Here is a 23,594-nt window from a genome sequence, read left to right on the forward strand (position 1 = left end):
ATTGTTGGTTCCGGCTGGATGGCGCCTAGGCGGGGGCACGAGGGCATCGAAAGGCGGGGGCGTGTGGGTACACCTGCTCAGGGACGGGCTCCGGACAACCGTCCGTACTTTTTCCTCAGTTACGCGCACACTCCGTCCTCGGGACCCGACAGCGGCGATCCCGACCATTGGGTGCACCTGCTCTACAAGGATCTGTGCGCGGACGTCCTGGCCCTCACCGCTCATCCGCGGGGGACGCCCGCGGGGTTCCTGGACCGGGAGATGCGGTCCGGGGAGGGCTGGCCGGACCGGCTCAGTGAGAACCTCGCGCACTGCCGTGTGTTCGTACCGCTGTACTCGCCCCGCTATTTCTCCAGCGACAACTGCGGGCGCGAGTGGTTCACCTTCGACGAGCGCATACGCGAGGCCCGGAACGCCGGCCTGGGTGACATCCCCGCCATAGTCCCCGTGCTGTGGACGGGCATGGACCTCGAAGGGCTCCCGGAATCCGTCCGGCAGATCCAGGTCGAGCGCACCCAGTTCGGGGAGCGTTACGCGTCGTACGGGATCTACGGGCTGATCAAGCTCAAGCGACTGCGGGACGAGTACGAGGAGACGGTGTTCGGCCTCGCGCAGCGGATCGTGCAGGTCGCCGAGAACACCCCGCTGCCGTCGAGCCGGCCCCGGCCGTACGAGTCGACGCACAGCGCGTTCCGCCCGCACGGCGAGGGGCCGCGCCGTATCCACCTCACCGTGGCGGCGCCCAGCCGGAGCACCGTGCCGGAGGGCCGGGACGCCGCCCCGTACGGCGAGGACGCCACCGAGTGGAACCCGTACCACGGCCAGTCCAGGCGCCCGCTGTCCACGCTGGCCGAGGAGCTGATCCGGTCGCTCGACTACCGCATCACCGTCTCGGACTTCGACCTCCCGGACCCCGGCACCGACGGCCTCACCTCGGCCGAGTCCGAGCCCGACGGCAGCGGGCAGCCGCCCGAGCCCCACCCGGGGATCCTGCTGCTCGACCGCTGGGCCCTGCTCGACCGGGACCGGCGGCACCGGCTCAAGGCGTTCGACTCGACCGCCCACCCCTGGGTCGGCGCGATCGTCCCGTGGAACCGCCTCGACCTGCAGTGCCGAGGCGAACAGGGCGAGCGGCTGAAGGAGGAACTGGAGGACACCATGCCGCTGCTCCTGGAACGGGGGCGCCGCGCCAAGTGCTGGTCCGCGGTCAACGGTGTCCCCACTCTGAAGGCGTTCATGGACGTACTGCCGGTGGTCGTGGCGCAGGCGACCCGGCAGTTCCTCAGGCACGCGAAGGCCCACCCGCCACCGGGCCCGCCCACACCCCGGCCACGGCTCACTCTCGCGGGCCCGACCGCCCCCGATGCGGATTCCGACCACGGAGGAAAAGCATGACGGCCCGGCAGGACGGACGCATCATCACCTTCTACTCGTACAAGGGCGGTACGGGCCGCACGATGGCCCTGGCCAACACGGCGTGGATCCTGGCGGCCAACGGCAAGCGCGTCCTGGCCGTCGACTGGGACCTGGAGGCCCCGGGCCTCGACCGCTTCTTCCAGCCCTTCCTCGACCTGAGCGTCCTCGCGTCGACCACCGGGGTCATCGACATGATCACCGAGTACTGCTGGGCCGCGACCACCGGAGGCCCGCGCACCGGCCCCTGGCACCGGGACTACGCCCGCGTCGAACAGCACGCCGTGTCCCTCAGCCCCGAACGGCTCGGGCTGTCCTTCCCCGAGGGCGGCTCGCTCGACTTCCTCTCCGCCGGCCGACGGAACCGGGAGTACTCGGCGGCCGTGTCGTCGTTCGAGTGGGACAACTTCTACGAGCGCCTCGGCGGCGGCCAGTTCCTGGACGCCCTGCGCGAGGACATGAAGGCGTCGTACGACTACATCCTCATCGACAGCCGCACCGGTCTGTCGGACAGCGCGGACATCTGCACCATCCAGATGCCGGACGTGCTCGTCGACTGCTTCACGCTCAGCGGCCAGTCCCTGGACGGGGCGGCCGCGGTGGCCCGCAGCGTCGAAGGGGGCCAGCACAAGCGGCGGATCAGGGTGCTGCCGGTCCTGATGCGCATCGACGAGGGCGAGAAGCGGAAGGTCGACGCGGGGCGGGCACTGGCCCGGCTGCGGTTCGAGGGGCTGCCCAGGGGCCTGGACGGTGAGGAGCTGAGCGCCGAACAGCAGGACGCCTACTGGGGTGCGATGGAGATACCGTACGTGCCCTTCTACGCGTACGAGGAGACCCTCGCCACGGTCGGCGACAAGAGCAACATCGCCAACTCCCTGCTGTCGGCCTTCGAACGGCTCACGAAAGTGATCTCCGACGGTGAGATCACCGCACTGCCACCGGTGCCCGAACCGCTGCGGCAGCGCTGTCTGGAGGCGTTCACACGACGACAGCCGATGACGGACATCGTCGTGGTGTACGCGGCGGAGAACCGGATGTGGGCCGACTGGGTGGAGGCCGTCCTCAGGCAGACCGGCTGCAACGTCACCCTGCACGACGTGTCCACCGGCCCACCGGAGCGCCTGGACACGGCGACGCGTGCGCTCCTGCTGCTGTCCCACGCCTTCCAGAAGTCCCGGCACGCCCATGCGACCTGGCGCTCCCTCACCGACACCGCCCTGGCGATGCCGCGCACCACGACGGTGCCGCTGCGCGTCGACGAGGCCCGCTTCCCCGACGCCTACATCGACCACGAGCCGGTGGACCTGTACCGGCTCGACGCGACCCAGTGCGTCGCCGCCCTGCTCAGCGCCCTGAAACTGCCGGAACGGCCCGACGACCTCGCTGTCGTGGAGCCCCGCTTCCCGGGCAGCGCCCCCACCGTGTGGAACGCGCCGCAGCGCAACACCACGTTCACCGGCCGCAGCCAGATCCTCGACGAACTGCGCGAACAGCTGCGCGGCGGGTCGTCGGCCGTGGGAACCCAGCCCAAGACCCTGTTCGGCCTCGGCGGCGTCGGCAAGACCCAGGTCGCCCTGGAGTACGTGCACCGGTTCATGGCGGACTACGACCTGGTGTGGTGGATCTCCGCCGAGCACGGCGACGGCGTCACCTCCGCCCTCGCCGAACTCGGCGCCCGCATCCACGCTCCAGGCGGCGACGACATGACACTGGTCAGCCAGGAGACCGTACGGATGCTCGCCGAGGGCGTGCCGACCAAACGCTGGATCCTGGTCTTCGACAACGCCGACAACCCCGAGGAACTCACCCGTTTCTTCCCCCAGGGCGGCGGCGGGCACATCCTCGTCACCTCCCGCAACCAGACCTGGGAACAACGGGGCACCTCCCTGCCCGTCGACGTCTTCCCACGGCACGAGAGCGTCGAGCATCTCTCCCGGCGCGCCCCCGGGCTGAGCGCCGAGGAGGCCGACCGGGTCGCGGAGGCGGTGGGCGACCTTCCGCTGGCCGTGGAGCAGGCGGCGGCCTGGCTCGCCGAGACCGCCACGCCCATCGAGGAGTACCTGCGGCAGCTGAACGAGCAGACGACCGGTGTCCTCGACCTCAACCAGCCCGCCGACTACCCGCAGACGGTGGCGGCGACCTGGAACATCTCCATCACCCGGCTGCGGGAACGCTCCCCCGCCTCGGTCCGCCTGCTCCAGCTGTGCGCCTTCATGGCGCCCGAGCCGATCTCCTCGCACCTGCTGTACAGCCGGGAGATGCTGGACGAGCTGAAGAAGGTCGACCCGAGCCTTCAGGAGAGCCTGATGCTGGGCCGGGTCATCCGGGAGATCGGCCGCTTCGCCCTCGCCAAGGTCGACCAGGCCAGCACCAGCATCCAGGTGCACCGGCTGGTGCAGGCCGTGATCCGCTCCCGGCTCACCGAGGAGGAGCAGCGGCAGGCCCGGCACGTTGTCCACACCATGCTCGCCGGCGCCCGCCCCCCGGGCGACGAACCCATCGACGACGCCGAGACCTGGCCCCGCTTCGCCATCATCTGGCCGCATCTGAACGCCTCCGAGCTGCGCGACTGCCATGAGGCCGAGCCCCGTCGCCTGTTCATCGACCGGGTCCGCTACCTGTGGAAGCGGGGTGACTTCCCCGGCGCCCGGAAACTCGCCGAGGAGCTCGCTGCACACTGGCACGAGACCCTCGGCGAGGACGATCTGCAGTACATGTACCTGCGCGGTCAGCTCGCCAACGTGCTGCGGTCGCAGGGGCGTTTCGTGGAGGCGCGCGAGATCGACGCCGACGTGCTCGACCGGCAGCTGCGGGTCCTCGGGCCCACGCACCCGCACACGTACGTCACCACCTCCAGCCTCGCCAGCGACCTCGCCGCCCTCGGGGAGTACACACAGGCGGTGGAACTCGCCCGGGAGGCCCACCAGGGGTTCAGCCAGATCTTCCACGAGTCGCACGGGCGGACGCTCAACGCCGCGAACAACCTCGCGCTCGCGCTGCGCATGGTCGGCCACTACAACGAGGCCCGCGACGTCGACCAGGACACCTACGCCCGCCGCCGCGAGGTCCTCGGCCCCGACCACCCCTACACCCTGATCTCGGCCCAGGGCCTCGGCCGCGACCTGCGCGAGGTCGGCCGCTACACCGACTCGGTGGTGGTCCTGTCGGAGGCGTACGAGACGCACAAGCAGATCCTCGGCAAGGACTTCCCCGGCACGCTCAGCTGCGCCAAGTCGCTCGCGGTGTCGCTGCGGCGGTCGGGACAGTTCGTGGACGCGCACCGGCTGACCCGGGCGACGCTGACCCAGTACCGGACCCAGTACACGAGGGACAAGTATCCGGACCCGATCCCGGACTCCCTCGCCTGTGAGCTGAACCTGGCGGCCGATCTGTACGCCGCCGACGAGCCCGACCGGGCGCGGGAGACCGTCAAGAGCGTGCTGGAGCACTATGTGAAGGTCCCGGGCAGGGAACACCCCTACACGCAGGCCGCGCTCAACAACCTCGGCATCTATCTGTGGGCCTGCGGGGACGCCGAGGAGGCCGAGGAGGTGTTCCAGCAGGTGACGGGCCGCATGGCGGCGACCCTGGGCGACGAGCACCCCCACACCCTCTTCGCCCGCGCGAACCACGCCAACGTACTGGCGGAGCAGGGCCGTCCGGAGGAGGCCTGGGCCCTGGAGGAGCCGGCCCGCACCGTCCTCAAGTCGCTCCTCGGCCCCCAGCACCCGGAGACCCTCGCCGTGATCAGCAACTCCGCGTTGACGCTGCGCTCGCTCGGCCGGGAGGAGGAGGCCCAGCGGCTGCGCGAGGCGACCCTCTCCGACCTGCGCCGCCTCGGCCCGAAGCTGGGCGAGGGTAACGGCATCACGCGTCTGGTGGGGCAGCGGCGGAGGGTTTACCGGGACCTTGAGCCCCTGGCGGTGTGAGGGGCGCGTCAGGGGGTGGTGGGTTGCCGGTTTCGTGGGCGGGTGCGGGTGGTGTGTGGTTGCTCGCGCAGTTCCCCGCGCCCCTTAAGGCATGGGTCGCGCCCGGGGCTTTTAAGGGGCGCGGGGCGTTGTCGATATGCGGCTCCGCCGCGGGGCGCGACCAGCCCCCACCGGACCGGCAGACAAACTCAGACCACTGCCGCCGCACTCGGCTCACTCGCGGTGAGCAGCCAGTTCAAAACGTCCGGCAGAGCCCGGATCGCGGCGAAGTGGGCGGCGGCGGGTTCGCAGACGGCGATGGAGCGGGGAATGCGATCGGCGAGCCAGGAGGAGTGCGCGGACGGGGTGAAGACGTCCTTCCCGGCGTGCCAGAGCAGCACCGGCACCTTGATCTCCGCGGGGTCGAACCCCCAGGGGCCGGTCAGCGCGAGCGCGTCGTCGATCCAGCCGTACGGCGAAGTCCGCAGCGCCTCGTGGTAGTTGCGCAGCAGCATCGACCGGATGCCGTTGTCCGAGACGATCATCCGGTCCTCGTCCGTGAGATCGCCGCGCAGTTCGTCGAGCAGCCGGGCAGGGTCGGAACGGATGGCGGCCGACCGCGGGATCAGCGCGGCGACGAACCCCCGGGGATCCGTGAGCGCCGTACGGAACTCACGGACGTTGTGCGGCGCCATCCCGGCGAACCAGTCGAGCCCCTCCGCGTCCTGCGGCGCCAGCGTCACGAGGGCGGCCGCCCTGGTCACCCGGTGCGGCAGCAGCGCGGCACAGGCCAGCGCGTGCGGAGCCCCGCCGGACCGGCCCACCACCGCGAAACGGTCCAACCCCAGAGCGTCCGCGACGACTTCCACGTCCTCCACGCAGTCCACGACCCGCCGCCCCGGCCGCCGGTCCGACCCTCCGTACCCGGGGCGGTCGTAACTGATCAGCCGCGCGCCGCGATGGTAGAGGAACATGGACCGCGGTCTGGGCCCCACCCTGCTCCCCGGCATCCCGTGCAACAGGAACACCGGCCGGCCGTCCGGATCCCCCGCGCACTCGACCCGTAACCGCCGCCCGTCGGCCGTCCGGACATGGTCCGGCGCCCGTACGAGGTCATGCACAGCGCTCCCCCTCCCTCGGTCCGCAGACCGGGACCACGCTGCCCGAACATTGCCCGCGCGCCTACCCCGCGAAACGAATATGCAGGTCAAATGGGCCCGAATCAAAGGGACCTGATTCGACGTCAGTGACAGGCTTGACTTCACCATCCCTTCACGTCAGATTCGAGGCTCCGCACCACGTCCGGGGCGCAGGGGACCGATTGCCTCCCGGGGAACAGCACGGCCTACCCGTCCCTTCGCGAGGCTGGAGCGTCCTGCATGTCCAAGAGCGCGGATCCTGAGAGACGTACGGCGGCACACGGCGGGCCTTCGCGGCGTCGGGTGCTCGGCACGGCCGCCGGAGCGGGGGCGGGGGCGGCGGTCGCGGCCGGTGGGCTCGCGGGGACCGCCGCCGCAGCCGCTCCACCCCTCCTCGGCACCTACGACGTCGTCGTCATCGGCTCCGGCGCCGCCGGGATGACCGCGGCGCTGACGGCGGCCAAGCAGGGGCTCAGTTGTGTCGTCGTGGAGAAGGCGCCGACCTTCGGGGGGTCGGCGGCGCGTTCGGGGGCCGGGATCTGGCTGCCGAACAACAGTGTGATCAAGGCGGCCGGGGTGCCGGACACGCCCGCCAAGGCGGCCCAGTACCTGGCGGCCGTGGTCGGGGACGACGTGCCCGCCGACCGGCAGAAGGCGTTCCTCGACCACGGGCCCGCCATGCTGTCGTTCGTCATGGCCAACAGCCCGCTCAGGTTCCGGTGGATGGAGGGCTACAGCGACTACTACCCGGAACTGCCGGGAGGCCTGCCGAACGGGCGGTCCATCGAGCCGGACCAGTTCGACGGGAATCTGCTGGGGGACGAGCTGGCCCGGCTGAATCCCGCCTATCTGGCCACCCCGGCCGGGATGGTGGTCTTCAGCGCCGACTACAAGTGGCTGGCGCTGACCGCCGTGAGCGCGAAGGGGCTGGCCGTCGCCACCGAGTGCCTCGCCCGGGGCACGAAGGCCGCGCTGCTCGGGCAGAAGCCGCTCACCATGGGGCAGGCACTGGCGGGCGGACTGCGGGCCGGGCTGCTCGGCGCCGGTGTGCCGGTGTGGCTCAACACCCCTCTGACGGACCTGCACCTGGAGAACGGGGCCGTGACGGGAGCGGTCGTCACCAAGAACGGCTCCCCCGGGCTCGTCCGCGCCCGCCGGGGCGTCATCGTCGGTTCCGGCGGCTTCGAGCACAACGCGGCCATGCGGGAGCGGTACCAGGAGCAGCCCGTCGGCACGCAGTGGACGGTGGGCGCGAAGGAGAACACCGGCGACGGGATCCGGGCCGGTCAACAGGCGGGCGCGGCGACCGACTTGATGGACGACGCCTGGTGGGGACCGGCCATCGCCACCCCGGGCCAGGCCTGGTTCTGCCTCGCCGAACGTACGCTGCCCGGTGGGCTGTTGGTCAACGGGGCCGGTGCGCGGTTCGTCAACGAGGCGGGGCCGTACAGCGATGTCGTCCACACGATGTACGAAAAGGACACCTCGTCCGCCTCGCACATCCCGGCCTGGCTGATCGTCGACCAGAACTACCGCAACCGGTACCTCTTCAAGGACATCCTGCCGACGTTCCCGTTCCCCGACGAGTGGTACGACGCCGGGGCCGTCCACAAGGCGTGGACGCTCGACGCGCTGGCCGGGGCGATCGGCGTACCCGCCGCCGCCCTCCGCTCCACCGTCGACCGCTTCAACTCCCTCGCCCGGCAGGGTGAGGACACCGACTTCGGGCGCGGCGACAGCGCGTACGACCACTACTACACGGACCCGTCCGTCCTCCCCAACTCCTGCCTGGCGCCCCTGTGGTTGCCGCCCTACTACGCCCTCCGCATCGTCCCGGGCGACCTCGGCACCAAGGGCGGCCTCCTCACCGACGCCCGCGCCCGCGTGCTGCGGCCGGACGGCTCGGTGATCCGCGGCCTGTACGCGGCGGGCAACGCCAGCGCCGCCGTGATGGGCCGCAGTTACGCGGGGGCCGGGTCGACGATCGGGCCGGCGATGACGTTCGGGTACGTGGCCGCGCTGGACATCGCCGGGAAGCTGTAGCTCAACCCCGCTGTCGTAGGTCGATCCACGGGATCGTGTCGCCGTCCAGCAGATAGCGCTCGACCTCGACGAAACCGTGCGCGAGCGCGAACCGCAGCCCGTCCTCGTTCGATTCCAGCACGCAGGTCTCGATCACGCGGGCACCCAGCTCCCGCGCCCGCCGCCACGCCCGCTCGTACAGCTCCTCGCCGAACCCCCGCCGCCGGTGTTCGGCGAGTACGCGCGCGATGACCGTGGCCGTGGCCGTGTCACCCTCGGGCGGGCGGACCGTGGAGTTGCCGACGAGGACGCCGTCCGCGTAGGCGAGTTCCAGGTCGTTGCGTACGGCGCGCTGTCGGACGTCGTCGAGTGAGAGCAGGTGCGTGGGGATGATCGTGTTGTGGACGTACCGCCAGGCTTCGAGTCGCTCGTCGCCGGCGGCACCGTCCACGCGACTGATGTCGAGTTCGGTCACGGCGTCAGCCTAGGCGTCGTCCACGCTCGCCTCGTCGTCGAGGAGCGCGTACGCCCGTACCGGGAACGTGCCCATGCCCTCGACGGCCGGGGGTGCGGCGTGGAAACGGAAGCCCTGGGTGGGCGGTTGCTCCAGGCCCCGCAGGTGTTCCACCACCGGGATGCCGGCGGCGAGCAGGCCGGTGTGGGCGGGGCGGGTGCCGTCGTCGGTGTCGTCGATGTTGAGGGTGTCCATGCCGACGAGGACGGCGCGCTGCTCGACGAGCCAGGCGACGGCGTCGGCGGTGAGGTAGGGGTGGCCGTGGCCGTACCGGTCGGTGCCCCAGTGCCGGGCCCAGCCGGTGTGGATCAGCACGGCCCGCCCCGTGACGTCGTACGGCAGCAGCGCCTCCCGGTCCACGGCCCGGCGGCCGGCGCCCTGGACGCGTACGACGATGCCGTCGAGGTCGATCAGCCTCTCGAGCGGCAGCGCGGCGAGATCGTGTCCGCCGCCGAAGCGGTGGTAGGGGCTGTCGACGTAGGTGCCGGTGTTGGACACCATCGAGATCCGGCCCATGGCGAACTCGGTGCCGGGGGCGTAGATCTCCCGTGAGGCCTCTCGGGTGAGGTGCTCGCCGATCTCGGGGCCGGGGAGCCCGGGGTAGGTGATCATCCCGTGCCGGATGGGGTGGCTGAGGTCGACGATCCGCCGTGGCTTGCTGTTCATGCCCCGATCCTCCCTGTAGCACCACTTCACCACAAGCAAGATTTACTGAAGCGGCACTACAGTACGGCTTATGGAACTGGACCCCCGCCGTCTGCGCGTGCTGCGCGCGGTGGCGTTGCGCGGTGGCGTGGTGGACGCGGCGAAGGTGCTGCATCTGACCCCGTCGGCCGTGTCGCAGCATCTGGCGCAGTTGGAGCGGGAGGTCGGTCAGCCGCTGGTGGACCGTTCGCGGCGCCGCGCGGGGCTGACCCCGGCGGGGCGGTTGCTGGCGGCGCGGGCCGAGCGGATCGAGCGGGAGCTGGCGGAGGCCCGCCGTGAACTCGCCGAGCTGACCGGCCGTTCCACCGGGCCGGTGACGGTCGCCGCGTTCTCCTCGGCGGTGTGTCACCTGCTCGTCCCGGCCCTCGGCACCCTCGCCCGCACCCACCCGGGTCTGCGGCCGAAGGTGGTGGAGACGGAGGGCCCCGACGCCCTGCGCGAGCTGCGCACCGGCGGCCTGGACCTGCTGGTCGTCGAGTACGACGCCGCCGACCCCGATCCGGACGAGCAGTGGCGGGACCTGGCGTCCGCCCCGGTCGCCGACGACGAGTACCGCGTGATCAGCCCCGCCGACTGGTCACCGACGCCCCGCTCGGTCCGGGACCTCGCCGACCGCCCCTGGGTCGCGGCGCCGCCCGGCACGGCGTGCGGTCGCGCCCTGGCCCGGATCTCCGCCCAGTACGCCTTCACACCGCACCGTGCCCACACCGCCCTGGAGTTCCCGACGGTCCTGGCCCTGGTCCGCGCCGGCCTGGGCGCCGCCGTCGTCCCCACCCTCGCCCTCACCGACACCCCATCCGAAACGGTGGCCCTGCCGACGGTCCCGATGGCCGGCCACCGCCGCATCGCGGCCGTCTGGCGCCCCTCCGGCCCCACCCCACAGCCCCTGACCACAGCGGTGGTCCAGGCCCTCCAACAGGCCGCCGTGAACCTGGGGCCGACACCAGCGCCCTGAAGGGGCGCGGGCAACGGAGCGACCAGCCACCGTCAACCCGCGCCCGTCCGATCAGCGCCCCGACCAGGCCCGCGGACACACCCGCCCGGCCCCGACTCCGCGAAGTACGCGCCGCGCGTGGTCCCTCCACGGCCCCCGAGGTCACCGTACGGACCCGGCGTGCTCCTCCACCCGTCGCGCCTCCGCCGTCCCGGTCGCCCGCTCGGCCGCCTTCTTGCCGAAGTCCCGCCGGCCCGGCAGGACCGCGAGGACGATCAGCGTTCCGGCGGCCATGATGATCCCGCCGATCAGGCTGGTCTGGGCGACACCATGGGCGAAGGCCTGGTGGACGGCGTCCACGAGGGCCTGGGCCTGCTGCGGACCGACAGAGGGGTCCTGCGCGAGGCGCTCGGCGACGGCCAGGCCACCGCCGACCGAGTCCTTGGCGGTCTCCATCGCGGCGGCCGGGAGCCGGTCGCCGACCAGGCCGGTCAGCTCGTCCCGGTAGGCCGTGCCCAGCAGCGAGCCGAGGACCGCGATGCCGAGCGCGCCGCCCAGCTCCAGCGCGGTGTCGTTGGCGCCGCCGCCGACGCCCAGCTCGGACTCGGGGAAGGAGTCCATGATCGTGTCGGTGGCCGGGGAGACGCTCAGCCCGATCGCGAAGCCCAGCATCATCATCGGCGCCAGGAAGTCGGCGTACGTCGAGCCCTTGTCGATCTGGGTGAGCAGGAACACGCCCGCGGTGCCGATGAGCATGCCGGTGACGACCATGGCCTTCACACCCAGCTTCGGGGTCAGCTTCCCGGTCACCACGGCACCGAGGAAGACCGCACCGGCCAGCGGCAGCAGCCGTATACCCGTGTCGAGGGCGTCGTAGCCGAGGACGAACTGCAGGAACTGGGTGGAGTAGTAGATCGCGCCGAAGGTGCCGAAGAAGAAGAACAGCACCGCGAGCATCGAGCCGCTGAAGGGCCGCAGCGTGAACCTGCGAACGTCGAGCATCGGGTGCGGGTGGCGCGACTCCCAGGCCACGAAGGCGATCAGGCCGACGCCGGCGACGACGGCCGCGGTGACCGGGCCGGCGCCCCAGCCGAAGTGCGGACCCTCGATGGCCGCGTACACCAGGGAACCGACGGAGACGATCGACAGCAGCCCACCGACGTAGTCGATACGGCCCATGCCCTCCGCCCTGGACGGCGGCACCAGGACGAGCGCGCCGACGACGGCGAGGACGGCGATGGGCACGTTGATCAGGAAGGTCGAGCCCCAGGCGTGGTCCTCCAGCAGCCAGCCGGCCACCAGCGGGCCGACGGCTATGGCCAGACCCGAGGTCGCGGTCCAGGCGGTGATGGCCTTGACCCGCTCACTCCGGGGGAAGGTCGCGACCAACAGCGACAGCGTGGCCGGCATCACCACGGCGGCGCCGACGCCCATGATCGCGCGAGCCGCGATGACCAGCGACGTCTCGTCGACCAGGCTGCCCATCACCGATCCGCCCGCGAAGATCAGCAGCCCCAGGATCAGCGCGCCGCGCCGGCTGTACTTGTCGCCGATCGAGCCCAGCACCAGCATCAGCGCCGCGTACGGGACGGTGTAGCCGTCGACGACCCATTGCAGGTCGCTGCTGCTCAGGCCCAGGTCGGTGGTCATGTCCGGGGCGGCGACGATCAGCGAGGTGTTCGCCATCACCACGATCAGCAGGCTCAGGCACAGCACGATCAGCGCCCACCAGCGCCGTGTGTACGGCCCTGTCATCTTCTCCACGGGGGTGTTCGCGAGGAAGGGCATCGAAAGCTCCTAGAGAGGACGGGAAGGACGAGCGGAACCACTTAATTGCCCATCGATGTGCAGACTAGTTTATTGCTCATTCGTGTGCAACTATCGCGCCACCCCCCTTCCCTCGCCGATCCCCGAGGTGTCGATGTGACCAGCCGACCAACACCGATGCCGCCCTCGACGCCGCAGCCGGCGCAGCGCCGGAACGGCCGCGCCACCCGCGCACGGATCCTGGAGGCGGCCCGACGGGAACTGACCCGCGACCCCGACAGCCGTCTCGAGGACATCGCCGGAGCCGCGGGGGTGGCCCGGCGCACCGTCTACGTCCACTTCGCCGGCCGGGCCGCGCTCGTCGAGGGCCTGGCCGCGGAGGCCGCCGAGGCGATCCGGCTCGCGGTCACGGGCGCCCCCGCCGCGACCCCCGACGCCGCGACCGACCTGGCACGCTTCGTCCTCACCGTGTGGCCGGTCGGCGACCGCTACCGCACCCTCATCCGGCTCGCCCGCCAAAACCTCGGCGGCGACCGCGCCGACGAACTGCTGACCCCGGCCCGCGACCGGATCACCGGGATCCTCGCCCGCGGTCAGCGGCAGGGCGTCTTCCGGACCACACTCCCGCCCGACCCGCTCGCCCGCGCCATCGAGGCCCATCTGCTGGCCTTGCTCGACTGCGTCAACCGCGGCATCTGGTCCGACGACGGCACCGGCGCCGCCACCGCCGCCCTGATCGCCGCCGGGGTCGCCCCAGCCGACGCCACCGAGAGGGTCGGTCACTTGCGCGGGACCGGGTCGCCCCCACAGCCCCTCTGAAACCCTCGAGTCACCCAGAAACGCCGGAGACCCTCGAAGCCCTCAGGAGGAGACCGACGTACCAGTCCGGCCCGAGGACGAAGACGAAAACGAGCACGCTGCACGAGTACGAGTACGCGTACGCGTACGCGTACGACAACGGCCAGGCGACGTACGACCGTTCCCGCCCGCCCTACGACCGCCACGCCCCCAGGGCGACCCCGGGCGGTACGGAAGTCGTACGGAAGCGGACCTACGACGAGTCAGGCGTCCTCGGCCCGGGCCGCGCTCATCGCCGACCCAACCTCCTCCACCACGGCGCTCGCCCGCTTCTCGGGCACGCCGGCGGCGATGAGCGTGGCGGTGGCGACCCGGTGGCCGTCGTCCTCCAACGCCCCGGTGTTCACGGCCTCCAGCAGGGCGACGTGCATCGCCTCCAGCCCGGCGCTCTGCACGGCGGGCGGCAGATGGGAGTGGAAGACACCGTCGCGCTGGCCCCGCTCCAGAATGCCCGTGACCGCCTCCCGGGCCGGCGCCAGCACCTCGGCCACCCGCTCGGCGCCCAGGTCACGCCGGGCCAGCGCCAGGAGCATCCGGTAACGGTCCCCGACCGGCCACAGGGTGAACACGAACCCCGCCAGCGCCCGCTCGGCCGGCTCCGTCGGCTCCGGCCCGGCCGCCACCGTGCTCCGCAGCGTCTCGGAGGCCTCCTCGGCGAGGGCTTCCAGCAGCGCCGCCCGCCCCGGGAAGTGTCCGAAGAGGGTGCGCCGCACGACCCCGGCGGCCCGCGCCAGCTCCTCCAGCGTGATGTCGGGGTTCCGCCCCAGCTCCACCCGGGCCGTGGCCAGGATGCGCGCCCGGTTGGACCGCGCATTGCGGCGCATCGGCTCGCGGGCCACGGGCTTGGTCACGGAGAGAACCTCGGGGATCAGTACGGAGACGGTGAGACGGAACGCACGGCAGCCCCATTTTGGCACGACAGGGCAGCAGAGAGAGGCCCCGCGGGCGGGCCGGACCCGCCGGGCCACCACCCGTTCTGGTCCTGGTTTGCTCCACGAACCTTCAGCCACGAACACCATCCCTGCACCGCCCACGGCCAACGTCGGTCGGCACCCCACCCGAGGCGAAGGATCCGTATCCCGTATGAACCACGAGCGTTCAGGCCATCTCTCCCGCAGGACCGTCGTCGCCGGCGCGGCCACGACCACCGCAGCCCTGGCGGTTCAGCTCACGGCGGCTCCGCACAGGTCGCCGCCCCCGCGACCGCCGGTGTCGCCCGGTCGTCGTCATCTCCCCCTGCGGGCGAGTCCGAGTGACCCTGCGGCTGGAGGCCGGCGCCCCGCAGTACACGATTGCCATCGACGGCGTCGAGGTCGTCCCGCCCAGCCCGCTCGGCCTCACCCCGGACGACGCGGACTTCACCTCACATCTCACCCTGACCGACCCGGTCGGCCGACGCCGGTCAAGGTCGCCTACGAAGTGCTCCAGGGCAAGGTCTCCCACCTCTGCAAGACGATGACCGTACGCGTCGTGTCCCTGCGCAACACCAAGAGCCCTCGGCGACGCCACCGCCTCCCCGCGCGGCGCCTCCTTCCCCCTACCATCGGCGCGTTCGACTGCGGCACCCCCTGCTCTCAGAGGCCTACCTCGGCCAGTCGCCCGAGGTGCGCGAGCTGCTGAGTCCTGCCGACACCGCCGTCCCGGAAAGGACTTGGCACAGGACTGCGGCGCCACCGCCGGCTACACGGGCGGGTGAACGTGCTCGTTTCCCCCTGGCGATGGCGCTCCGGCTGAGCTGACTCGGCGCCGGCGTCCTAGAGCGCGTCCACGGCGCTCACCTTCCAGCCCTCGGAAGTGCGGGTGAGCGTCATCCGCACCCGGTTCAGATCCACACGGGACCCCGTGACCTGGGTGCTCGTGGTGACCTGGTTGACGAACAGCAGGACCACGGCCTTGTCCGGTCCTGCCGACACGACGGACGCCGCGGGCCGGGCACCACCTGCGGGTGCCGCCACCGTCGCCTTCACCACGCCGTGGTACTTCCTGGCGGTCGGTCCGACGACCGTCGCCGTGGTCCTGCGGTACTCGTCACGGAAGGCACCGGTCAGATGGGTGCGGGCCCGCGCGAAGTCCCGGTCGAGATGCCGGTAGTCGTACGACAGGACGACGGGCGCCGCTGTCCGCGCGGCCGCGAGCGCCTCTCCCCGAGCCTGTTCCGCGCGCCGCCCCTCCCGGTACTGCCACCCGAGCACGGCGATGGCGACCAGACCCGCCACGAGAGCGACGCAGAGCGCCATGGTGAGCAGCCGTCGCCAGGGCCGTCGTACGGAAGCACTCTCCTCTGGCACCTCCTCGGACTCTGGCACCTCCTCGGACTCAGGCACCTCCTCGGACTCAGGCACCTGATCCGGCTCCGGTGCCGGCTCCGGCGGGTCGTCCCACCCGTCACCGCCCGGAGCGTCGATCACCACCGTGCGCCCGGAGTACCGCTCCTCGGCCCGTGGTGGTGCCTCGTCCGCGGGGTGCTCCACGCGTCGGGTGCGCTTGGCCGCCGCGCGGGCGGCCGCGGTCATGGTGCGGCGGGCGGGGGAGCCGGCGCCCCGGCCTCGTGAGGTCGTGTTCGCCACGGTCTCTCTCCTCAACTCTCGTGCCTGCTGTTCGTGCGGGAGGCCGGTCGTCAGCCCACGAACTCGACGTCGGACGTCAGCCAGTGGCCGTCCTTGAGGACGAGGTCGAGCTGGAGCCGGTACGTGCGCGCCTCTCCCTTGGGCACGGCGGTGTTGGTCACCTTGCTGTCGGCGACGACCAGGACCCGGGCGGACCGGGTGTCGGACCGCACGATGCCCGCTTCGAGGACCTGTCCCTCGGACACGGACTTGTTCTCGGCGACCAGCTCGGTCAACTGCTCGGTCTGCGCGGCGAACTGCTCCTTGAAGTCGCCGGTGGCGCCCTTGAGCACGTTGGCGCTGTCCCGGTCGTAGTGGCGGTAGTCGAGCGAGGTGAAGTTCAGCGCCGACTGGCGGGCCGCCGCCAGGACGTCCTGCCGCCGCTGCTCCGCCGCGCGCTGCCCGGACAACCCCACGGCCAGCCAGACCGACAGCGCGGTCGTCAGGACGGTCGCGACGACGAGTCCGGCGGACAGCGCCCTGCGGCGCGCCCGCTCCCCGCCGTCGGCGTTCATGCCATCGGTGCCGGCGTTCAAGCCATCGGTCTCGGCGTTCATGCCATCGGTCCGACGAGTAGCCATTGCCAGGACTCCTTTCCGAAGACGGTCTGTTCGCCGCCCGTCGAGCCGATCTCGACGGGCACCCCGTCCGGGCCGGTGGCGGTGCCGGTGTCCGGGTCGTACGGGGTGACGTACGCGGCCCGTTCGGCGCCGTACGAACCCGTCGGCGCGCCGGGGGCGTTCTGCGCGCCGCGCACCGAGGTGTCGCTGCCGCGCGGCGCCGTACAGCGCGCGTCGGTGTTCGCCGGGCGGGTGCTGGTGTCGGCGGGGTCGCGCCGCCGCGTCCCGCCGTACCCCTGGGTGCACGGCGGCGGGTCGTCGGCGCCCAGGACGAGGCCGAAGTGGGTGGTGCCGTCGCCCGGGATGACCGTGTGGCTGCCGGCGACGACGACCGGGAAGGTGACCAGGGCCTGTTCGACTCCGGGCAGCCGCGCCACGGTGACCTGGCCGCCGCTGATGAGGTTGGCCAGCAGGACCGGCAGATCCGGCCGGGTCGACTTCAGCAGGGAGTCGATCTCCTGCGCGGCGGGCGTCGCGTTGCCGATCAGCCGACGCAGGTCCCCGTCGCTCGACTTCAACTCGGCGGTGAGCGCCGCCAGATCGCGGGAGAACGACTTGATGGCCGAGCCCTGGTCGGCCTGGGTCTTGAGCACCGTCCGCGAGTCCTCGATCAGTGAGATCGTCTCCGGGAGCGTGTCGGACGCCGCCTCGACGAGCTCGTTGCCCGAATCCACGAGTCGGCTCAGCCGTGGCCCGGTGCCGGCGAACGCCTTGCCCAGTTCGTCGACGGTGGTCCGCAGATCGTCCTTGCCGACCGAGTTGACCAGCCGGTCGAGGCTGACGACGAGGTCGGTGGTGGGCAGCGGCACCCGGGTGTGCTCGCGCGGTATCGGGCTGCCGTCGAGCAGGTACGGGCCGCCGGTCCGCCGCGGTTGCAGATCGACGTATTGCTCGCCCACCGCCGAACGGTTGGCGACCACCGCCAGGGTGTCGGCCGGGATACGGGGCGCGTCGTCCTCGATCTCCAGGGCCACCGACACCCCTCGGCCGGACAGCCGCAATTCGCCCACCCGGCCCACCGGCACCCCTCGGTAGGTGACCTCGGCGCCGGAGAAGATGCCCCCGGACGCGGCGAAGTCGGCCCGCACGGTGTAGCCGCGGTCGAGGACGTCGTCCACCAGGCCCGTGTACTCGGCGCCGACGTACGACACCCCGACGGCGGTGAGGGTGGCGAAGGCGAGCAGCTGGGCCTTGACCGTACGGGTGATCACGGCTGTATTCCCTTCAGCATGAGCTCGGCGAGCGCGAGGTCGATGCCCGCCGGGAGGCGGCCGGAGTCCGCTCGGGGGCCGTAGCCCGCGGTGCACACCGGCGGGCACAGCAGGTCGTCGCCGTCCGTGGGCGCCGAGGGTTCGACCGGAACCTCCGGGGTCTCGGGCAGCGGGGTCGGCGTCGGGACACCGGGCACGTCCGGGAGATCCGGCAGGTCCGGCAGGTCCGGCAGGTCCGGGGTGCCGGAGCCGTCGTCGCCCTCGCCGGAGCCGCCGGAGTCGCCGGGCTTGTCCTTGACGTTGCCGTAGAGGCCCGCCAGGTCGAGGTCGGCGGTGACCGCGAGGTTGACGTAGTCGCCCTCGACGGCGTCGACCACATTGCGGGGGAACGGGTAAGTGGTCAGCAGTTCAAGGGAGTTGGGCAGGTCGTCGCCCGCCTTGTTGAGCTGCTGCAGGATCGGCTTCAGCTGCTTGAGGCCCGCGACGGTGTCGTCCCGCGAGGCGTTCACGACCCGGGTGCCGGCCCTGCTCAGTTTCGACAGGGCGGTGAGCATCCGCGTCAGGTCGCGGCGCTGGTCGGCGAGGACCTTCAGCGCGGGCGGCAGCGTGTCGACGGCACTCGCGATCGTCTTCTTCTCCTTCCTCAGCCGCTTGGCCAGCCGGTCGACGCCCTTGAGGGCGCGGACGATGTCGGCGCGCTGCCCGTCGAGGCCGCCGACGAACGTGTCGAGTTCCTCCAGCAGGGACCTGACCCGGTTCTCGCGTCCCTCCAGGGCCTTGTTGAGCTCCACGGTGATCGTCTTGAGCTGGGCGACGCCGCCGCCGTTGAGGAGCGCGGACAGGGCGGACAGCACCTCCTCGATCTCCGGGTTGCGGCCGCTGCGGGACAGCGGGACGCGGTCGCCGTCGCGGAGCCGTCCGACGGGCGCGGTGCCGACCGGAGGGGACAGCGCCACGTACTTCTCGCCGAGCATGCTGGTCTGCCGGAGTTCGGCGACCGCGTTGGCGGGCAGCTTCACCGAGTCGGCGACGCGCAGTCGCACCCGGGCGTGCCAGCCGTCCAGTTCCACCTTCTCGACCGCGCCCACGGTGACGTTGTCGACCTTGACCGCCGACTGCGGCACCAGGTCCAGTACGTCCCTGAACTCGACCGTGACGTGGTAGGCGCGGCCGTCCGCCGCCGCTCCGCCGGGGAGCTGGACGTCGTACCAGCCGTTGAACTGGCAGCCCGACAGCAGCAGCGAACCGGCGGCCGTCCACGCGGCCACGCCCGTCCTACGGGAGACACTCATGCTCGGGCCTCCAGGATTCCGCCGAGCGTTCGGTCGACCGTGCCCGTCGTGGCGGGGGCCGTCGGTACCTCGGGCAGGGAGTCGAAGAGCTTCTTCAGCTCCGCGCAGTCGGGGTTCTTGCCGCCCTCGTCCCCGGTCGTCTTCAGGAGGGAGCACAGGAGGGATGCCGGGTCCTGCGGCTCCTCGGGGTTGTTGCGGGTGTCGAGGGTGCCGGCGGAGGCGTTGTAGGCGTTCTGCAGGTTCGACAGCCCCGTGGGGGCGACCTCCAACAGCTCCTCCAGCGCGGCGCGTTGGGTGACGAGGACCTTGGTGACCTTGCTGAGGCCCCGCACGTTCGAGGTCAGTGACTTCTTGTTCTCCTTCACGAACTCCGACACGTCACCCAGTGCCGCACCCAGGTGCTTCAGCGCCGCCGCGAGGTCCTTGCGCTCCCCGGCGAGCTGCTCCGCCACGTCGGCGAGGCTGCCGTTGAACGACCGGACGCTCTCGTCGTCGGCCGCCAGCGCGGCCGTGAACACCTGGAGGTTCTGTACGGTGCCGAACAGGTCGCCTCGCCCGTCGGACAGGGTGGTGACGGCCTGTGAGAGGTCCTCGACGGTCTGGTTGAGGTTCTCGCCCTGGCCTTCGAGGTTGTCCGCGCTCACGCCCAGCAGCCGCGACAGGGAGCCGTCCTTGTTCGCGCCCTTCGGGCCGAGCGCCTCGGACGTGGTGTGCAGGCTGTCGAAGATCCGGTCCAGCTCGACGGGGACGGCCGTGCGCGACTCGGGAATGACGTCGCCGTCCCGCAGCACCGGTCCCTCGCGGTACACCGGCAGCAGCTGCACGTAACGGTCGCTGACCACCGAGGAGTTGATGATGGCGGCCTGCGCGTCGGCGGGCAGCTTGCGGCCCTCCTCGTACTCCAGCTCGACACGCACCCGGCTGCCCTCGGGCATGATCCGCTTGACCTCGCCGATGCGGACGCCGAGGACGCGGACGTCCGAGCCGGGGTAGATACCGACGGTGCGCGGGAAGTACGCCGTGACCCGGACGGTCCCGGTGCGCGGCCACAGTACGACGGCGAGCGCGGCGAGGACCGCGAGCGCGGTGAGCAGGGCGAGGGGTTTCTTCACCGGGAGCCGCTTGGTCATCGTGAGCCTCCCGTACGGGGCACCACCGGGGCGGCGACCAGGTTCTGGACGTAGGAGTCGAACCAGCGGCCGTTGCCGAGGGTGTTGGTGAAGACCCGGACATAGGGCGCGAGCAGCTTGACGCTCCGGTCCAGGCTCGCCTGGTTGCGTTCGAGCATCCTGACGAAGGTGTTGAGGTTCTTCAGCGCGGGCCCGATCTGCTCTCGGTTGTCCTCGACCAGGCCGGAGAGCTCGATGCCCAGCAGAGCGGAGCTCTTGAGCAGTTTGTGGATCGCGGCGCGCCGCTTGCTGATCTCCTTGAACAGCTTGTCGCCGTCCTTCACCAGCGCGGAGAAGTCCTCCGAGTGCTCGGCCAGCACCTCGGTGACCCCGTTCGCGTGGTCGAGGAGCCCGCGCAGCGCCTTGTCGCGGGAGGCCACCGTCCGGGAGATCCGTGACAGACCCTTGATGGACTCGCGCACCTCCGCGGGCGAGTCCTGGAAGGTGGTGGAGATCGTGTCCAGTGCCTTCGCGAGCTGCTCCGTGTCGACCTCTTCCGTCGTGGTCGTCAGGTCGCTGAACGCCTGCACGACGTCGTACGCGGACACCGTCCGCCGCAGCGGGATCTCGCTGCCCGGATTCAGTTGGCCCGGCCCCTTCGGGTGCAGCGCCAGGTACTTCGCGCCGAGGATCGTCTTGACGCGGATCGACGCACCGGTGTCGGTGCCGAAGTCCGGGTCGTCCTTGACCTTGAAGGTCACCTTGACGTGGTTGCCGTCCAGATCGACGTCCTCGACCTTGCCGACCTTGACGCCGGCGATCCGTACCTCGTCGCCCGGCTTGAGTCCGCCCGCCTCCGAGAAGGCGGCGCTGTACGTCTCGCCGCCGCCGATCACCGGCAGGCTGTCGGCGTTGAACGCGGCCACGGCCAGCAGCGCGAGGGTGGTGAGCCCGACCGCGCCGACGACCACGGGGTTGCGGTCCCGGAACGGCTTCAGACGTGGGCGGCCCGCCTTCCGGGGCAGCCTGATCCTCGGCAGCTTGGGCGGCAGGACGCGCACCTTCATCAAAGGCTCGGGGCGGCGCCTCCTGCGGGGCGGGAGCCGCAGCTTCGACAGCCCGGGCAGCCTCGGTGGCTCCACGCGCACCTTCATCAGGGGCTCCGGGCGGCGGCGTCGCGTCCCGCGCGGCACGATGCGGATCCTCATGCGCCGCACCTCGCCCGCGCCACGTGGAACTCGGGGGTGAGCACCTGCTTCGTCTTCGGCAGCACGATCCGGCCGTCGAAGTCGCAGAGGTAGAAGTTGAACCACGAGCCGTAGGACGCAGTCCCCGTCAGCTCGGTGAGCTTGTTCGGCAGCCGCTTCAGCACACCCTCCACGGTCTTCTCGTTCCTGTTCAGCGTTCCGGTGAGTTCGCCCAGCTCGGTGATGTCGTCCTTCAGCGGCGGGCGGGCGTCGTCGAGAAGCCCCGACGTGGCCTCCGTGAGGTCGCCGATGCTCACCAGGGACTCCCCGATGGGCTTGCGGTCGGCGGACAGCCCGGAGATCACCCGCCGCAGCTGCTTCAGCAGTCCGGAGAAACGGCCGCCGCGCTCGTCGAGCGTCTTCAGTACGGCGTTGAGGTTGTCGATCACGGAGCCGATCAGCTCGTCGCGGTCGGCGAGCGTCGTGGTGAGCGACGCCGTGTGCGCGAGCAGGCTGTTCACCGTGCCGCCCTCGCCCTGCAGGGTTTTGATGATCTCGGTGGCGAGCTGGTTGACGTCGTTGGGGCTGAGCGCGGCGAACAGCGGCTTGAAGCCGTTCAGCAGCGCGTTGAGGTCCAGCGCGGGCTGGGTCCTGGACAGCGGGATGGTGCCGCCGGGCCGCAGCCGGGTGCCGTCGCCGGCGCCCTCGGTGAGCGCGATGTACCGCTGCCCGACCAGGTTCCGGTAGCGGACGACCGCGCCGGTACTGGTGAGCAGCGGGCGCTCCGTGGTGACCGTGAAGGTGACCTCGGCCAGCGTCCGGTCCTTGATCCGGATGCCCTCGACCTCGCCCACCCGCACCCCGGCCACGCGGATGTCGTCGCCCTCCTCCAGGCCGGTCACATCGCTGAACACCGCCCGGTACGTGTCCTTCGGCGCGAAGGAGATGTTGACGATGGTGGCGGCGAGCAGGGCCGTCGCCAGGATCGTGACCAGCGCGAAGAAGCCGAACTTGACCAGTGGGGCGGCCGTTTGACGGGCTCCTGTGGTTCTCATGCGACGCTCACCGCCGTTCCCCGGGCCAGCGGGCCGAACAGCAGGGTCGCGACGGGCGGCACCTCGTCCGCCGGTACGCCCATGACGGGGGCCACGAGCGAGCCCACGGCCCGCTGCTCGGCCTCGGTGGCGGACACGTCGACACCTCCGGGCAGCGCGTCGCTCGAACGGCCGGACGAGGTGCCGTCGTTGAGGTCGGTGTGGGGAGCGGGCACCCGCGGATTCGGCAGCCCCCGGCAGTTCGGCCCGGACCGCTCGGCGTAACGCGGCTCCTCGCCGGGCTCGTACGCGGCCTGCGGGCGTACGACTTCGAGGGTGATCCGCATCCGGCCGCCCCGGAACGCCTCCTGAGACGCCTTCTCCTGCCGGACCAGGCCTTCGAGGAGACAGGGGTACTCGGGTGAGTAGCGGGCGAACAGCTGAAGGGTGGGGCGGGAGACCCGGCCCAGCGTGATCAGCCGGTCGCCGTTCGCGTCGAAGAAGTCCTCACCGGTACCCGCGACGGTCGCCGTGGTGCGGAGCGCGGCGGCAAGCCGGTCCTTCTTCTCGACGATCGTGCGGCTGGTGGTGACCGTGTTCCGCAGGATCCGCATCAGGTCGGGCGCCGCGTCCCCGTACACCTCGGCGACATCGGCGAAGCGCGAGATGTCCTCCCTGAGGGACGGCAGGTGCGGGTTGAGGCGGCGCAGATAGCTCTCGACCCGGGTGAGGTTGTCGCCGATCCGGTCGCCACGGCCCTCCAGCGCGGTGGCGAACGCCGAGAGCGTGGCGTTCAGTTGCCCGGGCTCGACCGTGCGCAGCAGCGGCAGCAGGTCGTTCAGCAAACGCTGCAGCTCCATGCCCACCTTCGTACGGTCCTGGGTGATGACGTCCCCGGCGCGGATGGGCCGGGCCGAGGAACCGCGCGGTGGCACGAGGTCGACGTACTTCTCGCCGAACAGTGTCTTGGGCAGCAGCCGGGCGTGCACGTCCGACGGGATGGACGCGACGTGCTCCGGCTTGAGCGCGATGTCGAGGGTCGCCTTCTCGCCGTCCGCGCGCACCGCGCGCACCTCGCCGACCAGCAGCCCGCGCAGCTTGACGTCGGCGCGCGGATCGAGCTGGTTGCCGAGGCTGCCGGCCTCCAGGGTGATGCGCACCACCGAGGTGAACGCCTGCTGGTAGACGGCCACGGCGAGCGACAGCAGCAGCGCGAGCACGGCGATGAAGGCGATGCCGTACAACCGGAGCCTCAGCACTCTCATCCCTCTCATC

At 71.4% G+C, this 23,594-nt stretch carries 18 protein-coding genes; 5 read left to right on the top strand and 13 right to left on the bottom strand.

What is annotated here, in order from left to right:
- The first annotated feature begins 18 nt into the window (after window positions 1-18).
- Complete coding sequence (locus ACWD26_RS24050; RefSeq protein WP_451273274.1) at window positions 19-1,395, top strand: TIR-like protein FxsC; 1,377 nt, start codon at window positions 19-21, stop codon at window positions 1,393-1,395.
- Window positions 1,392-5,342: an FxSxx-COOH system tetratricopeptide repeat protein gene (gene fxsT, locus ACWD26_RS24055; RefSeq protein WP_451273276.1), complete on the top strand. Its 3,951-nt coding sequence runs from the start codon at window positions 1,392-1,394 to the stop codon at window positions 5,340-5,342. The genes ACWD26_RS24050 and fxsT overlap by 4 nt, the downstream gene beginning before the upstream one ends.
- 188 nt (window positions 5,343-5,530) lie before the next feature.
- Here the strand turns inward: fxsT and ACWD26_RS24060 are convergent, their stop codons facing one another.
- Complete coding sequence (locus ACWD26_RS24060) at window positions 5,531-6,442, bottom strand: alpha/beta fold hydrolase (RefSeq protein WP_451273278.1); 912 nt, start codon at window positions 6,440-6,442, stop codon at window positions 5,531-5,533.
- A 258-nt stretch (window positions 6,443-6,700) separates the two neighbouring features.
- Here ACWD26_RS24060 and kstD point away from each other — a divergent pair, with 258 nt between their 5' ends.
- Entirely contained in the window at window positions 6,701-8,503 is a 1,803-nt protein-coding gene (gene kstD / locus ACWD26_RS24065) for a 3-oxosteroid 1-dehydrogenase (protein WP_451273280.1), read from the top strand.
- Between the two features lies 1 nt (window position 8,504).
- Here the strand turns inward: kstD and ACWD26_RS24070 are convergent, their stop codons facing one another.
- The gene (locus ACWD26_RS24070) at window positions 8,505-8,957 is read right to left on the bottom strand and encodes an N-acetyltransferase family protein (RefSeq protein ID WP_451273282.1); all 453 of its coding nucleotides are present in this window, start codon (window positions 8,955-8,957) and stop codon (window positions 8,505-8,507) included.
- 9 nt (window positions 8,958-8,966) lie between these two features.
- Window positions 8,967-9,662, bottom strand: a complete 696-nt coding sequence (locus ACWD26_RS24075; protein ID WP_451273284.1) for a cyclase family protein — start codon at window positions 9,660-9,662, stop codon at window positions 8,967-8,969.
- A 70-nt stretch (window positions 9,663-9,732) separates the two neighbouring features.
- Between ACWD26_RS24075 and ACWD26_RS24080 the strand changes: the two genes are divergently transcribed.
- Entirely contained in the window at window positions 9,733-10,656 is a 924-nt protein-coding gene (locus ACWD26_RS24080) for a LysR family transcriptional regulator (RefSeq protein WP_451273286.1), read from the top strand.
- Between the two features lie 141 nt (window positions 10,657-10,797).
- On the opposite strand, the gene ACWD26_RS24085 is transcribed toward ACWD26_RS24080, so the two are convergent.
- Complete coding sequence (locus ACWD26_RS24085; protein ID WP_451273288.1) at window positions 10,798-12,423, bottom strand: MFS transporter; 1,626 nt, start codon at window positions 12,421-12,423, stop codon at window positions 10,798-10,800.
- 135 nt (window positions 12,424-12,558) lie between these two features.
- On the opposite strand from ACWD26_RS24085, the gene ACWD26_RS24090 reads away from it, so the two are divergent.
- Window positions 12,559-13,221, top strand: coding sequence for a TetR/AcrR family transcriptional regulator (locus tag ACWD26_RS24090; protein WP_451273290.1), 663 nt, complete (start codon window positions 12,559-12,561; stop codon window positions 13,219-13,221).
- Between the two features lie 242 nt (window positions 13,222-13,463).
- On the opposite strand, the gene ACWD26_RS24095 is transcribed toward ACWD26_RS24090, so the two are convergent.
- The 9 genes from ACWD26_RS24095 to ACWD26_RS24135 all read right to left on the bottom strand — a co-directional run bounded on the left by ACWD26_RS24095 (window position 13,464) and on the right by ACWD26_RS24135 (window position 23,584).
- Window positions 13,464-14,111 carry a TetR/AcrR family transcriptional regulator gene (locus tag ACWD26_RS24095; RefSeq protein WP_451273292.1) on the bottom strand — a complete coding sequence of 216 codons (648 nt, stop codon included), beginning with the start codon at window positions 14,109-14,111 and terminating at the stop codon, window positions 13,464-13,466.
- Between the two features lie 903 nt (window positions 14,112-15,014).
- Window positions 15,015-15,827: a hypothetical protein gene (locus ACWD26_RS24100; RefSeq protein ID WP_451273294.1), complete on the bottom strand. Its 813-nt coding sequence runs from the start codon at window positions 15,825-15,827 to the stop codon at window positions 15,015-15,017.
- Between the two features lie 50 nt (window positions 15,828-15,877).
- Window positions 15,878-16,447: a hypothetical protein gene (locus ACWD26_RS24105; RefSeq protein ID WP_451273296.1), complete on the bottom strand. Its 570-nt coding sequence runs from the start codon at window positions 16,445-16,447 to the stop codon at window positions 15,878-15,880.
- The gene (locus tag ACWD26_RS24110) at window positions 16,420-17,697 is read right to left on the bottom strand and encodes an MCE family protein (protein WP_451273298.1); all 1,278 of its coding nucleotides are present in this window, start codon (window positions 17,695-17,697) and stop codon (window positions 16,420-16,422) included. The genes ACWD26_RS24105 and ACWD26_RS24110 overlap by 28 nt, the downstream gene beginning before the upstream one ends.
- Window positions 17,694-18,989 (bottom strand): MCE family protein, encoded by a 1,296-nt coding sequence (locus ACWD26_RS24115; RefSeq protein WP_451273300.1) that lies wholly within the window; start codon window positions 18,987-18,989, stop codon window positions 17,694-17,696. Before ACWD26_RS24115 ends, ACWD26_RS24110 begins: the two co-directional genes overlap by 4 nt.
- On the bottom strand, window positions 18,986-20,119 hold the full coding sequence (locus ACWD26_RS24120; RefSeq protein ID WP_451273302.1) for an MCE family protein: 1,134 nt from the start codon (window positions 20,117-20,119) through the stop codon (window positions 18,986-18,988). Before ACWD26_RS24120 ends, ACWD26_RS24115 begins: the two co-directional genes overlap by 4 nt.
- On the bottom strand, window positions 20,116-21,306 hold the full coding sequence (locus ACWD26_RS24125; RefSeq protein ID WP_451273304.1) for an MCE family protein: 1,191 nt from the start codon (window positions 21,304-21,306) through the stop codon (window positions 20,116-20,118). Before ACWD26_RS24125 ends, ACWD26_RS24120 begins: the two co-directional genes overlap by 4 nt.
- Window positions 21,303-22,340, bottom strand: a complete 1,038-nt coding sequence (locus tag ACWD26_RS24130) for an MCE family protein (RefSeq protein ID WP_451273306.1) — start codon at window positions 22,338-22,340, stop codon at window positions 21,303-21,305. Before ACWD26_RS24130 ends, ACWD26_RS24125 begins: the two co-directional genes overlap by 4 nt.
- On the bottom strand, window positions 22,337-23,584 hold the full coding sequence (locus tag ACWD26_RS24135; RefSeq protein WP_451273560.1) for an MCE family protein: 1,248 nt from the start codon (window positions 23,582-23,584) through the stop codon (window positions 22,337-22,339). The genes ACWD26_RS24130 and ACWD26_RS24135 overlap by 4 nt, the downstream gene beginning before the upstream one ends.
- Window positions 23,585-23,594: the final 10 nt, after the last annotated feature.

Source organism: Streptomyces sp. NPDC002787 (assembly GCF_053592095.1).

Bases quoted from the DNA above. Each gene is read 5' to 3' on its own strand.
- ACWD26_RS24050 (WP_451273274.1), top strand. From the start codon at position 19: ATGGCGCCTAGGCGGGGGCACGAGGGCATCGAAAGGCGGGGGCGTGTG.
- fxsT (WP_451273276.1), top strand. From the start codon at position 1,392: ATGACGGCCCGGCAGGACGGACGCATCATCACCTTCTACTCGTACAAG.
- kstD (WP_451273280.1), top strand. From the start codon at position 6,701: ATGTCCAAGAGCGCGGATCCTGAGAGACGTACGGCGGCACACGGCGGG.
- ACWD26_RS24075 (WP_451273284.1), bottom strand. From the start codon at position 9,662: ATGAACAGCAAGCCACGGCGGATCGTCGACCTCAGCCACCCCATCCGG.
- ACWD26_RS24080 (WP_451273286.1), top strand. From the start codon at position 9,733: ATGGAACTGGACCCCCGCCGTCTGCGCGTGCTGCGCGCGGTGGCGTTG.
- ACWD26_RS24085 (WP_451273288.1), bottom strand. From the start codon at position 12,423: ATGCCCTTCCTCGCGAACACCCCCGTGGAGAAGATGACAGGGCCGTAC.
- ACWD26_RS24105 (WP_451273296.1), bottom strand. From the start codon at position 16,447: ATGGCTACTCGTCGGACCGATGGCATGAACGCCGAGACCGATGGCTTG.
- ACWD26_RS24115 (WP_451273300.1), bottom strand. From the start codon at position 18,989: ATGAGTGTCTCCCGTAGGACGGGCGTGGCCGCGTGGACGGCCGCCGGT.
- ACWD26_RS24120 (WP_451273302.1), bottom strand. From the start codon at position 20,119: ATGACCAAGCGGCTCCCGGTGAAGAAACCCCTCGCCCTGCTCACCGCG.
- ACWD26_RS24125 (WP_451273304.1), bottom strand. From the start codon at position 21,306: ATGAGGATCCGCATCGTGCCGCGCGGGACGCGACGCCGCCGCCCGGAG.
- ACWD26_RS24130 (WP_451273306.1), bottom strand. From the start codon at position 22,340: ATGAGAACCACAGGAGCCCGTCAAACGGCCGCCCCACTGGTCAAGTTC.
- ACWD26_RS24135 (WP_451273560.1), bottom strand. From the start codon at position 23,584: ATGAGAGTGCTGAGGCTCCGGTTGTACGGCATCGCCTTCATCGCCGTG.